The organism is Pseudomonas sp. FW215-R2, from assembly GCF_058789255.1.
This window is the reverse complement of record NZ_JBYTBO010000001.1, coordinates 326,583-338,975: the sequence shown is the minus strand read 5'-3', so window position 1 is coordinate 338,975 and position 12,393 is coordinate 326,583. Positions and strand designations below refer to the sequence as shown.

The 12,393-nt window shown below is 62.0% G+C and carries 12 protein-coding genes and 1 pseudogene; 5 read left to right on the top strand and 8 right to left on the bottom strand.

The window, feature by feature from the left end; translation table 11 throughout:
* The first annotated feature begins 33 nt into the window (after positions 1-33).
* The 5 genes from AC3WRD_RS01450 to AC3WRD_RS01430 all read left to right on the top strand — a co-directional run bounded on the left by AC3WRD_RS01450 (position 34) and on the right by AC3WRD_RS01430 (position 7,259).
* Complete coding sequence (locus AC3WRD_RS01450) at positions 34-1,848, top strand: glucan biosynthesis protein G (RefSeq protein ID WP_096819956.1); 1,815 nt, start codon at positions 34-36, stop codon at positions 1,846-1,848.
* Positions 1,841-4,411, top strand: a complete 2,571-nt coding sequence (gene mdoH, locus AC3WRD_RS01445) for a glucans biosynthesis glucosyltransferase MdoH (protein WP_096819939.1) — start codon at positions 1,841-1,843, stop codon at positions 4,409-4,411. Before AC3WRD_RS01450 ends, mdoH begins: the two co-directional genes overlap by 8 nt.
* Before the next feature lie 207 nt (positions 4,412-4,618).
* The gene (locus AC3WRD_RS01440) at positions 4,619-5,416 is read left to right on the top strand and encodes a transporter substrate-binding domain-containing protein (protein ID WP_085711037.1); all 798 of its coding nucleotides are present in this window, start codon (positions 4,619-4,621) and stop codon (positions 5,414-5,416) included.
* Positions 5,417-5,572: 156 nt separating this feature from the next.
* Positions 5,573-6,532: an amino acid ABC transporter permease gene (locus AC3WRD_RS01435; protein ID WP_096819938.1), complete on the top strand. Its 960-nt coding sequence runs from the start codon at positions 5,573-5,575 to the stop codon at positions 6,530-6,532.
* Entirely contained in the window at positions 6,525-7,259 is a 735-nt protein-coding gene (locus AC3WRD_RS01430) for an amino acid ABC transporter ATP-binding protein (RefSeq protein ID WP_102620217.1), read from the top strand. Before AC3WRD_RS01435 ends, AC3WRD_RS01430 begins: the two co-directional genes overlap by 8 nt.
* A 75-nt stretch (positions 7,260-7,334) precedes the next feature.
* Here the strand turns inward: AC3WRD_RS01430 and AC3WRD_RS01425 are convergent, their stop codons facing one another.
* The 8 genes and pseudogenes from AC3WRD_RS01425 to hisI all read right to left on the bottom strand — a co-directional run bounded on the left by AC3WRD_RS01425 (position 7,335) and on the right by hisI (position 12,340).
* Positions 7,335-8,048, bottom strand: coding sequence for a methyl-accepting chemotaxis protein (locus tag AC3WRD_RS01425; RefSeq protein ID WP_371858310.1), 714 nt, complete (start codon positions 8,046-8,048; stop codon positions 7,335-7,337).
* Between the two features lie 141 nt (positions 8,049-8,189).
* Positions 8,190-9,134, bottom strand: a pseudogene (locus tag AC3WRD_RS01420) (methyl-accepting chemotaxis protein); the annotation flags it as partial.
* A 223-nt stretch (positions 9,135-9,357) separates the two neighbouring features.
* Positions 9,358-10,065, bottom strand: a complete 708-nt coding sequence (locus AC3WRD_RS01415) for a 16S rRNA (uracil(1498)-N(3))-methyltransferase (protein ID WP_085711040.1) — start codon at positions 10,063-10,065, stop codon at positions 9,358-9,360.
* Entirely contained in the window at positions 10,062-10,850 is a 789-nt protein-coding gene (tatC, locus tag AC3WRD_RS01410; RefSeq protein ID WP_096819935.1) for a twin-arginine translocase subunit TatC, read from the bottom strand. The genes AC3WRD_RS01415 and tatC overlap by 4 nt, the downstream gene beginning before the upstream one ends.
* On the bottom strand, positions 10,847-11,299 hold the full coding sequence (gene tatB, locus AC3WRD_RS01405; protein WP_102620215.1) for a Sec-independent protein translocase protein TatB: 453 nt from the start codon (positions 11,297-11,299) through the stop codon (positions 10,847-10,849). The genes tatC and tatB overlap by 4 nt, the downstream gene beginning before the upstream one ends.
* Positions 11,300-11,309: 10 nt before the next feature.
* Positions 11,310-11,588, bottom strand: a complete 279-nt coding sequence (locus tag AC3WRD_RS01400; RefSeq protein WP_007952423.1) for a twin-arginine translocase TatA/TatE family subunit — start codon at positions 11,586-11,588, stop codon at positions 11,310-11,312.
* A 25-nt stretch (positions 11,589-11,613) separates the two neighbouring features.
* Positions 11,614-11,946: a phosphoribosyl-ATP diphosphatase gene (locus AC3WRD_RS01395; protein ID WP_007952422.1), complete on the bottom strand. Its 333-nt coding sequence runs from the start codon at positions 11,944-11,946 to the stop codon at positions 11,614-11,616.
* Positions 11,939-12,340, bottom strand: a complete 402-nt coding sequence (gene hisI, locus AC3WRD_RS01390; protein ID WP_007909357.1) for a phosphoribosyl-AMP cyclohydrolase — start codon at positions 12,338-12,340, stop codon at positions 11,939-11,941. The genes AC3WRD_RS01395 and hisI overlap by 8 nt, the downstream gene beginning before the upstream one ends.
* Between the last annotated feature and the right edge of the window lie 53 nt (positions 12,341-12,393).

The window sequence follows — 12,393 nt, the reverse complement described above, 5'->3', positions numbered from 1 at the left end:
GGTTTATTGATCTGTTTTCGGCGAGGGTTGCTCGTGATTGTTAGTCCCTGTAATGCAGCAAAATTGTCTGCCAAACGCTTGCGCAGCGCTCTGGTAGCGGGCTCGGCACTGCTGTGCCTGCTCAGCGCCGGCCAGCTTTGGGCATTCAATCTTGACGATGTGTCGGCCAAGGCCAAAGAGCTGGCCGGGCAGAAATTCGAAGCCCCGCGCAGCAACCTGCCGAACGAATTCCGTGACATGAAATTCGCGGACTACCAGAAGATTCGTTTCCGCACCGAAAAAGCCGAATGGGCCGACCAGAAGACCCCGTTCAAGCTGTCCTTCTATCATCAGGGCATGCACTTCGATACGCCGGTGAAAATCAACGAAATCACCGCGAACACCGTCGAAGAGATCAAATACGATCCGAGCCGTTTCGATTTCGGCGATCTGCAGTTCGATCCAAAGGCCACCGAACAACTGGGCTATGCCGGTTTCCGTGTGCTGTACCCGATCAACAAGGCTGACAAGCAAGACGAAATCATGACCATGCTGGGCGCGAGCTACTTCCGCGTCGTCGGCAAGGGTCACACCTACGGTCTGTCGGCCCGTGGCCTGGCGATCGATACCGCTCTGCCGTCCGGCGAAGAATTCCCGCGTTTTCGCGAGTTCTGGATTCAGCAGCCGAAGCCGGGTGACAAGCACCTGGTGATCTTCGCCCTGCTCGATTCGCCGCGCGCCACCGGCGCCTACCGTCTGATCCTGCGTCCTGGCAGCGACACCATCGTCGACGTCAAAGGCCAGATGTACCTGCGTGACAAGGTTGGCAAGCTCGGCGTCGCGCCGCTGACCAGCATGTTCCTGTTCGGCGCCAACCAGCCGTCGAAAGTGCTCAACTACCGTCGTGAATTGCACGACTCCAGCGGTCTGTCGATCCATGCCGGCAACGGCGAGTGGATCTGGCGCCCGTTGAACAACCCTAAACATTTGGCTGTCAGCCAGTTCAGCGTCGAAAACCCGCGTGGTTTCGGTCTGCTGCAACGTGGCCGTGACTTCAGCCACTACGAAGACCTCGACGACCGCTACGACAAGCGTCCAAGCGCCTGGATCGAGCCGAAGGGCGACTGGGGCAAAGGCACCGTCGATCTGGTCGAGATCCCGACCGCCGACGAAACCAACGACAACATCGTTGCGTTCTGGAACCCGGAAAAACTGCCGGAGCCAGGCCAGCCGCTGGACTTCGCCTACCGCATGCACTGGACCATGGACGAAGCGGCGATTCACGCGCCGGACAGTGCCTGGGTCAAGCAGACCCTGCGTTCGACCGGTGACGTCAAGCAATCGAACCTGATCCGTCAGCCGGATGGCAGCGTGGCCTATCTGGTCGACTTCGAAGGCCCGTCGCTGTCGGCCCTGGCCCCGGATGCGGACGTTCGCAGCCAGGTCAGCGTCGGCGACAACGCCGAACTGGTCGAGAACAGCGTGCGCTACAACCCTGAAACCAAGGGCTGGCGCCTGACCCTGCGGATGAAGATCAAGGACGCGAGCAAGTCGACCGAGATGCGTGCCGCACTGGTGCAGAACATCGTCCCGGCCGATCTGGCCAAGACCTCGCTGCCGGCTTCCAACTCCTCGGTTGCCAAGGCCGACAAGGTCGCCGCCAAGCAACAGGAGAAAGCCGACAAGGAAGCCAAGGCCGCCGAAGCCAAACAGGCCGACGCCAAGCCAGCGACAGACGCCAAGGACAAGGCCAACAAAGACGCCAAGCAGCCAGCCGCTGCGGACGCGGCCCCAGCCACACCGGAATCGGCACCGACTGAAGAAGTCCTGACCGAGACCTGGAGCTATCAGTTGCCTGCCGATGAGTAACTCTCAAGTACAGCCAGAGACTCTGTCCGAGTACCTGGCGCATCTGCCGATGACCGACGAGCAGCGCGCGGAACTCGCGGGCTGCCAGTCCTTCAGCGAATTGCATGAACGCCTGTCGTCCTCGACGTTCGACGCGCCGACCGAAGCCGCCCAGGCTTCGGTGGGCAAGCGCCTGACCCTCAGCACCGCCGAAGAGCTGGAAGACGCGGAAATGCTGGGCGTGGACGCCAGCGGTCGAGTCCGTCTCAAGGCCACGCCACCGATTCGTCGGACCAAGGTCGTGCCGGAGCCGTGGCGCACCAATATCCTGGTGCGTGGCTGGCGCCGCCTGACCGGCCGGACCAATCCGCCGCAACCGCCGAAAGACGAAAACGTGCTGCCGGCCGCCCGCTGGCGCACCGTCGGTTCGATCCGTCGCTACATCTTGCTGATCTTGATGCTCGGCCAGACCATCGTCGCCGGCTGGTACATGAAAGGCATCATGCCGTACCAGGGCTGGTCGTTCGTCGATCTGGAAGAAGTCCTGCATCAACCGCTGCTGCAAACCGCCACGCAAGTGCTGCCGTATGCGCTGCAGACCAGCATCCTGATCATGTTCGGGATTCTGTTCTGCTGGGTATCGGCCGGTTTCTGGACCGCGCTGATGGGCTTCCTCGAGTTGCTCACCGGTCACGATAAATACCGGATCTCCGGTAAAAGCGCTGGCAACGAGCCGATTCCGAAAGATGCGCGCACCGCACTGGTGATGCCGATCTGCAACGAAGACGTGCCTCGGGTATTCGCCGGTCTGCGTGCGACGTTCGAGTCGGTGGCGGCCACGGGTGACCTGGATCGCTTCGACTTCTTCGTGCTCAGTGACAGTAACGACACCGATATCTGCGTTGCCGAACAGCAGGCCTGGCTGGACGTCTGCCGTGAAGCCAAGGGCTTCGGCAAGATCTTCTATCGCCGTCGTCGCCGTCGCGTCAAACGCAAGAGCGGCAACCTCGACGACTTCTGCCGTCGCTGGGGCGGTGACTACAAGTACATGGTCGTGCTCGACGCCGACTCGGTGATGAGCGGCGAGTGCCTGACCAGTCTGGTGCGCCTGATGGAGGCCACTCCGGACGCCGGTATCATCCAGACCGCGCCGCGTGCTTCGGGCATGGACACGCTGTATGCACGCATGCAGCAGTTCGCCACTCGCGTTTACGGTCCGCTGTTCACCGCCGGCCTGCACTTCTGGCAGCTGGGTGAATCCCACTACTGGGGTCACAACGCGATCATCCGCATGAAGCCGTTCATCGACCACTGCGCCCTGGCGCCGTTGCCGGGCAAAGGTGCGTTCTCCGGTGCGATCCTCTCTCACGACTTCGTTGAAGCAGCGCTGATGCGCCGTGCCGGCTGGGGCGTGTGGATTGCCTACGATCTGCCGGGCAGCTACGAAGAACTGCCGCCGAACCTGCTCGACGAGCTCAAGCGTGACCGTCGCTGGTGCCACGGCAACCTGATGAACTTCCGCCTGTTCCTGGTAAAAGGCATGCACCCGGTGCACCGTGCGGTGTTCCTGACCGGTGTGATGTCTTACCTGTCGGCGCCGTTGTGGTTCTTCTTCCTGGTGCTGTCCACCGCGCTGCTGGCGGTCAACACGCTGATGGAACCGCAGTATTTCATGGAGCCACGCCAGCTCTATCCGCTGTGGCCGCAATGGCATCCGGATAAAGCGGTAGCGCTGTTCTCGACCACTATCGTGCTGCTTTTCCTGCCGAAGCTGTTGAGCATCATCCTGATCTGGGCCAAGGGTGCGAAAGAGTTCGGCGGCAAGTTCAAGGTGACCCTGTCGATGCTGCTGGAGATGCTGTTCTCCATGCTGCTGGCGCCGGTGCGGATGATTTTCCACACCCGTTTCGTCCTCGCCGCGTTCCTCGGCTGGGCCGCGACCTGGAACTCGCCACAGCGTGACGACGACTCCACGCCATGGAGCGAAGCGGTCAAGCGCCACGGCCCGCAGACTCTGCTGGGCTTCTTCTGGGCGCTGCTGGTGATCTGGCTGAACCCGAGCTTCCTGTGGTGGCTGGTGCCGATCGTCGGTTCGCTGATGCTGTCGATTCCGGTGTCGGTGATTTCCAGCCGCGTGGGTCTGGGCCTGAAGTCCCGTGACGAGAGCCTGTTCCTCATTCCTGAGGAATACAATCCGCCACAGGCGCTGCTGGCCACTGATCAGTACACCCACGAAAACCGCTGGCATGCGCTGAACGACGGCTTCGTCCGCGCCGTGGTCGACCCGCAGCAGAACGCCCTGGCGTGCTCGCTGGCGACCTCGCGTCACGGTGAGGCCGAGCCGATCGAGTGGCTGCGTCAGGAGCGTGTGCGTCACGCGATCAAGGTCGGCCCGGCCGGGCTGAACAACCATGATCGCCTGCAACTGCTGAGCGACCCGGTCGCCCTGGCCCGTCTGCACGAGCAGGTGTGGGCCGAAGGTCACGCCGAGTGGCTGGACGCCTGGCGGGCCTCGGTGAAAGCCGACCCCCATGCGCCGTTGCTGCCGCTCAAGCCTGTGAGCTTACAGGCGCAACCGGCCTGATGAAGAACCCCGCGAAAGCGGGGTTTTTTTTGTTCTCGATAAAGGAGCCCCTCGGCCCGGCCCTTGATTGTTAAACAAATCGTCCATTAAACCTTGTGCAAAAAATCGAGTGCGTTAGCATCCGTCCCCGAATTGGCGCACCCGGACAATCTTGTCCACCTCTGTCGGTTTTCGCGCCGCAAACGCAATGGTTTTGGGGACTTGAAGATGAAGAAGTATCTGTCGATGCTGCTGGTCGGCGTCACGGCACTGGTTGCAGTCAATGCGGCGCAGGCCGGCGCAATCGATGACGCGGTCAAGCGCGGCACCTTGAAAGTCGGCATGGACCCGACCTACATGCCGTTCGAGATGACCAACAAGCGCGGCGAGATCATCGGTTTCGAAGTCGACATCCTCAAAGCCATGTCCAAGGCCATGGGCGTCAAGCTGGAGCTGGTTTCGACCGGTTACGACGGCATCATCCCGGCGCTGATGACCGACAAGTTCGACATGATCGGCAGCGGCATGACCCTGACCCAGGAGCGCAACCTGCGCCTGAACTTCAGCGAACCGTTCATCGTGGTCGGCCAGACCCTGCTGATCCGCAAGGAACTGGAAGGCACCATCAAGTCCTATAAAGACCTGAACACCGCCGACTACCGCATCACCTCCAAGCTCGGTACCACCGGTGAAATGGTCGCCAAGAAGTTGATCGCCAAGGCCAAGTACCACGGCTACGACAACGAGCAGGAAGCCGTGCTCGACGTGGTCAACGGCAAGGCCGACGCCTTCATCTACGATGCGCCGTACAACGTGGTCGCGGTGAACAAGGTCGGCGCCGGCAAACTGGTGTTCCTCGACAAGCCGTTCACCTACGAGCCGCTGGCCTTCGGCCTGAAGAAGGGTGACTACGACAGCATCAACTTCATCAACAACTTCCTGCACCAGATCCACGAAGACGGCACCTACGATCGCATCCATGACAAGTGGTTCAAGAGCACCGAGTGGCTCAAGGACATGGAATAACACCCGCTCGCCGATCGTTCCCACGTCGAGGCGTCGAACCGTCCGCGTGGGAATGCCGCCCGGGACGCTCCGCGTCCCTTCGCAAGCGTGACGCAGAGCGTCACAGGATGCATTCCCACGCAGAGCGTGGGAACGAGCGAATCAGAGAAACATTCAATGAAACAGAAAAAAGCCCAATGGCCCTGGCACGTGCTGACCGTGCTGGTGCTGATCGGCCTGGCCGGCGCGCTGTATTACGCCACGTCGCTGATGTCCTACGAATGGCGCTGGAACCGCGTGCCGCAGTACTTCGCCTATCAGGCCGAGGAAACCCAGCGCGCCACCGACATTTCCACCGTCAGCGAACTGGTGCGCAAGGGCGGCAGCGCGCAAGTCACCCTGCGCAACGATGCCGGTGACGAGCAGCACCTGACCGTTGACGAAAACAGCCTGCAATTCGCCCAGGGCGACGATGTGGCTGAAGGCGACGTCGTGGGTGTTACCCGACATTGGGCGGCGGGTCCGCTGCTGTGGGGCCTGTGGACGACGCTTTGGCTGTCGGTGGTGTCCGGCGTGCTGGGGCTGCTGATCGGTCTGGCGACCGGGCTGTGCCGGCTGTCGAGCAACCCGACCCTGCGCGACCTGTCGACGATCTATGTCGAACTGGTGCGCGGCACGCCGCTGCTGGTGCAGATCTTCATTTTCTACTTCTTCATCGGCACGGTGATGAACCTGTCCCGGGAGTTCGCCGGGATCGCCGCGCTGTCGCTGTTCACCGGCGCCTACGTGGCGGAAATCATCCGTTCCGGCGTGCAGTCGATTGCCCGTGGCCAGAACGAAGCCGCCCGTTCGCTGGGTCTGAGCGCTGGCCAGTCGATGCGTCATGTGGTGCTGCCGCAAGCCTTCAAGCGCGTGCTGCCACCGCTGGCGGGGCAGTTCATCAGTCTGGTGAAAGACACCTCGCTGGTGTCGGTGATCGCCATCACCGAGCTGCTGAAAAGCGGTCGTGAAGTGATCACCACCTCGTTTTCGCCGTTCGAAATCCTGTTCTGCGTTGCCGGCCTGTACCTGTTGATCAACCTGCCGCTGTCGAAAATCGCCAGCCGGCTTGAGCGGAGGCTCGCGCAAAGTGATTGAAGTCCGCGATCTGGTAAAAGTCTTCGACACCCGTGGGCAAGTGGTCCGGGCTGTGGATAACGTCACCACTTCCGTCGCCAAGGGCGAGGTGCTGGTGGTGATCGGTCCGTCCGGCTCCGGCAAGTCGACCTTCCTGCGTTGCCTCAATGGTCTTGAGGAATTCGATTCCGGCTCGGTGAGCATCGACGGCCTGCAACTGGCCGACCCGAAAACCGACGTCAACGCCTACCGCCGCGAAGTCGGCATGGTGTTCCAGCACTTCAACCTGTTCCCGCACATGACCGTGCTGGAAAACCTGTGCCTGGCGCAGAAAGTCGTGCGCAAGCGTGGCCAGAAGGAAAGCGAGGCCAAGGCCCTGGCGTTGCTGGAGAAGGTCGGGATTGCTCAGAAGGCCCGCGAATACCCTTCGCGCCTGTCCGGCGGTCAGCAGCAGCGCGTAGCGATTGCCCGGGCACTGGCGATGGACCCCAAGGTCATGCTGTTCGATGAGCCGACCTCGGCCCTCGACCCGGAGATGGTCGGTGAAGTGCTGGATGTGATGAAAAACCTGGCCGTGGAAGGCATGACCATGGTCTGCGTGACCCACGAAATGGGCTTTGCCCGGGAAGTGGCGGATCGGGTGCTGTTCTTCGATCACGGCAAACTGCTGGAAGACGCCTCGCCGGCGGCGTTCTTCGATGCGCCGAAGGATCCGCGGGCCCAGGCTTTCCTGCGCCAGGTTCTCTAAGCGCGGGGCAAAAAAAATCGCAGCCATTGGCTGCGATTTTTTTGTCACCGATCGTTCCCACGCTCTGGCATCCACTTACACCTTGAAGCGTCCCACCAACGTTTGCAGGTGAGTACCCAGGCGCGCCAGCTCGACGCTGGACGCTGCCGTCTCTTCACTCGCCGCCGACGTCTGGTCCGATACATCCCGCACGTTGAGCACGCTACGGTTGATCTCTTCGGCCACGGCACTCTGCTGCTCGGCCGCCGCTGCGATTTGCTGGTTCATCGCCTGAATCGCCGACACGGTGCGCGTGATGTTTTCCAGCGAGCCACCGGCACGACGGGTCAGTTCCACGCTGCTCTGGGTCAGCGTGCGGCTGTTGTCCATGATCGTCGCCACTTGCTGGGTGCCGTTCTGCAGGCCGACGATCAGCTCTTCGATTTCTTCGGTGGACTTCTGGGTGCGTTGCGCGAGGCTGCGCACTTCGTCAGCAACCACCGCGAAACCACGTCCGGCTTCACCGGCGCGGGCCGCTTCGATGGCAGCGTTGAGGGCCAGCAGGTTGGTTTGCTGGGCCACGGACTTGATCACGTCGAGGACGCTGCCGATCTTGTCGCTTTCGCGCTTGAGTTCGCCCATGGCTTCGGTGGAGTGGCCGACTTCAGTGGCCAGGCGTTCGATCTGGGCGATGGCTTCGCCAACCACTTTGTCGCCTTCGCGGGCCTGTTGGTCAGCGGCGACGGCCGCTTCTGAGGCTTCCTCGGCGTTGCGCGCGACTTCCTGCACGGTGGCAGCCATTTCGTTCATGGCGGTGGCGACCTGATCGGTCTCGACTTTCTGATTGTTCACGCCGGCACTGGTCTGCTCGGTCACGGCCGACAGTTCTTCGGCGGCGCTGGCGATCTGAGTGACGCCGTCACTGATCCCGCCGATCAAGTCGCGCAGGCCCTGAGTCATGCTCTGCATCGAACGCTGCAACTGGCCGAGTTCGTCGCGGCGCTGGGAGATCAGGTTGTGGGTCAGGTCGCCAGCGGCCACGCGCTCGGCGACTTTCAGGGTCTGCTCCAGCGGGATGATGATCTGCCGGGTGATCGCCCAGGCGGCGAGCAGGCCGAAGGCCACGGCCAGCAAGGTGGCGATCAGCAACTGGTTCTTGGCGCTGGCGGCATCGGTGTCACGCACGATGGTCTGGGAGTCGGTGAGCTTCTTGCTGATGTCCATCAACAGGTCGCCCTGGGCCGACATGCGGGCCAGCGCCTTGGCGCTGGCAACCTGCGAATCACGGAACTGGCTGACGGCAGCGCGATAGGCTTTCAGCGACTCGGTAGCCTGTTGCAGGTTGGCGATGTGCTGTTCCGGCAGTTTGGCCGGCAGGGTCTCGAGGTTTTTCAGGGCGTTGTCGATGGCGTCGAGGGCCGGTTGTTCGGCTTCGGCCTTGGCGCTGTAGGTGTAGCCGCGGACCTGGAAGCGGGCCTGCTGGATCAGCTTGCTGAGGTCGATCACCGCGTTGAACTGGGCAACGCTGTCGCCTTGCAGCATGGATTTCTCGACTTCGGCAACCTTGGCCACGGCATTGTCGGCGGTGGCGCCGAGTTTGCTGCGGGCGTCTTCGCGCAGGGCGGTGGCCTGGGTCATGTCGGCGAAGGCGCGTTTGTATTCGGCAACGGCGGCCAGTTGCTGATCGACCATCGCCGCGTCGGCTGACTGTTCGATCAGGCTGCGAGCGGTTTGCAGGCCGCTGTCGAGTTTGCCGAGCAGGTCGTTGACTGTGCCCGGGCCTTGTTCGCCACGACGCATTTCGTAGTCCAGACGCGCCAGGCGCAGGTCCTTGGTCAGCTCGTTGAGGCTCGAGATGAAACCGAGTTTGTCACCGCGGCTAATGATGCCGCTCATGCCGGTCCAACCGGTGAAGGTGATCAACAGGGTCAGCAGCAGCACCAGGCCGAAACCGATGCCCAGCTTGCGTTTGACGCTGACGTTTCCAAGATTCTCGGCTAACCAACGGTACATGCGACGACTCCCCTCGGACCACTAATTGGACTTATGGAGACTGTATCGGCTGGATGATGGCAATCTGTAACGCAATTTGTCTGGCGCCGAATGGCGCCAGAGCGGTTCAGAACAGGCGGGCGAGCAGGGCAGTGACGGCGGTTTCGACGCGCAGGATGCGATCGCCGAGTTGCACCGGTTGCAGGCCGGATTTGCCCAGCAGGTCGATCTCGTAGGGAATCCAGCCACCCTCGGGGCCGATGGCCAGGGTCACCGGTTCGCTCAGGGCGCGCGGGCAGGGCGGGAAGTTGCCCGGATGGCCGACCAGGCCGAGGGTGCCGTCGGTGATGGCCGGCAGACGATCTTCGACAAACGGCTTGAAGCGCTTCTCGATGATGATTTCCGGCAGCACGGTATCGCGGGCCTGTTCGAGGCCGAGGATCAAATTCTCGCGAATCGCTTCCGGCTCCAGAAACGGCGTTTGCCAGAAGCTCTTCTCGACGCGATAGCTGTTGACCAGAATCACCTTCGACACACCCATGGTCGCCACGGTCTGGAACACCCGACGCAGCATCTTCGGGCGTGGCAGGGCGAGTACCAGGGTCAGCGGCAGCTTGGCCGGCGGTGGCTGATCGAGGGTGACCCGCAGTTCGGCTTCGCCCGCTTCCAGGCGCAGCAGCTCGGCCGAGCCCATCAACCCGTTGATGCGCCCGACCCGCAGGCTGTCGCCGACTTCCGAGCGGTGGACTTCCTGCATGTGGGTCAGGCGCCGATCACGCAGCACGACGCGGTCGGCCGCAATGAAATCGGCCTCTTCGAGCAGCAGCAGGTTCATGGCTGCGTCGCTGGCGGCTGGTCGTTGTGATCGTCGGCGGTTTCTTCCGGGCGCTCGCGCTTGCTGACCAGGCTGCCGAACAGGATGCCGACTTCGAACAGCATCCACATCGGCACGGCCAGCAGGGTCTGGGAGAAGATGTCCGGCGGAGTCAGGATCATGCCGACCACGAAGCAGCCGATGATCACGTACGGGCGGATCTTCTTCAGGTATTTGACGTCGACCACGCCGATCCACACCAGCAGCACCACGGCCACCGGGATTTCGAACGCCACGCCGAAGGCAAAGAACAGCGTCATGACGAAATCGAGGTAACTGGTGATGTCGGTCATCATTTCCACGCCGGCCGGGGTGGCCGAGGCGAAGAACTTGAAGATCAGCGGGAACACGAAGTAATAGGCGAATGCCATACCGGTGTAGAACAGCAGGATGCTGGAGATCAGCAATGGCACTGCGACACGCTTCTCGTGCTTGTACAGGCCCGGCGCGATGAAGCCCCAGATCTGATGCAGGATCACCGGGATCGCGAGGAACAGCGACACCATCATCGTCAGCTTCAGCGGCGTCAGGAACGGCGACGACACGTCGGTGGCGATCATCGTCGCGCCGGCCGGCAAGTAACTGCGCAGCGGCGTCGAGACGAAGGTGTAGATCTGCTGGGTGAAGGCGAACAGCCCGGCGAAGATGATGAAGATCGCCGCGACGCAGCGCAGCAGGCGGGTGCGCAACTCGGTGAGGTGCGAAACCAGCGGCATGTGCTGGTCGTTTTCGGGGAGATCGCTCATGGGGCTCGCGGCGGCAAAGTGGTGTCTTGGGGCGCAGGTGTGGCTGGCGCGGCGGCTGGAGCAACGTGTTCGATCGGTTTCATGACCGGGGCAGCTTCAGCGGCGGCGGCAGAAACGTGTTCGACGCTCGCCGGTTGCTCCGCAACGGGAGCCGCAGGCGTCTGCTCTGCCACTGGCTGCACGGGCGTCGGCTCCTGCTGAACCGGCGGCGTGAAAATCTTCCGCGCCTCCTGCTCCAGCGACAGAATGTGTTCGTTGTGCAGTTGCCGACGGATTTCGTCGGCACCGATTTCACGTTCAACTTCCTGTTTGATCGCGTTGAAGCTGCGCTTCAGCCGCCCGACCCACAGGCCCGCGGTGCGCGCAGCGCCCGGCAAACGCTCGGGGCCCAGCACCAGCAGGGCAACGAGGCCGACGAGCAGCAGTTCAGAGAAGCTGATACCAAACATTAGTCAGTGCTCACACGTCTTTGCGGATCGGCTCTTCGACTTTCTGCGCCTGCACGTCGATGGTGTGCGGCGGGTTGGCCTGAGCGGTGGCTTGCGGCTGAACCGGTGGCACCGGTTGCGCAGGCGTGACGGTCGGATCGGCCGGTTTTTCGTCGTCGTTCATGGCTTTGCGAAAGCCCTTGATCGACTCGCCGACGTCGGTGCCGAGGTTTTTCAGTTTCTTGGTGCCGAACACCAGCACCACGACAACCAGAATGACGATCCAGTGTTTCCAGTCAAAAATGCCCATGTTGCTGTTCCTCTCTAATAGTTGTTCAGGCGGACGGACGCGAGGCTTTCTCGACGTGTCCGGACAGACCGAAGCGACGATCCAGCTCGTCGAGTACAGCCTGCGGATGCTGCCCCAGTTGGGCGAGCATGACCATGCTGTGAAACCACAGGTCGGCGGTCTCGTAGATCACGTCGCTGCAGTCGCCACTGACGGCGGCGTCTTTGGCGGCAATGATCGTTTCGACCGACTCTTCGCCGACCTTTTCCAGAATCTTGTTCAAGCCCTTGTGATACAGACTGGCCACATACGAGCTGTCGGCAGCAGCGCCCTTGCGCTCTTCAAGCACCTGAGCGAGGCGGGTCAGGGTGTCACTCATGTTTGTGTCCTGCGGAATAAATAGCGTGCGGGTCTTTCAGGACCGGGTCGACCGTTTTCCAGTCGCCGTTTTCGAAGACGCGGTAGAAGCAGCTCTGACGGCCGGTATGGCAAGCGATGTCGCCAATCTGTTCGACCATCAGGATGATCACGTCGGCGTCGCAGTCCAGACGCATTTCATGCAGGGTCTGCACATGGCCGGACTCTTCGCCCTTGCGCCACAGCTTGCCACGGGAACGTGACCAGTAGATTGCACGGTTTTCCGCGGCGGTCAGCTCCAGGGCTTCGCGGTTCATCCAGGCCATCATCAGCACGCGTCCGGTCTTGTGATCCTGGGCAATCGCCGGCACCAGGCCATCGGCGTCCCACTTGATCTCGTCCAGCCAGTTTTTCATCTTCGACTCCGACAGCGAACCCACACTTCAATAGTCGGGTTCAGGCGTTGAAA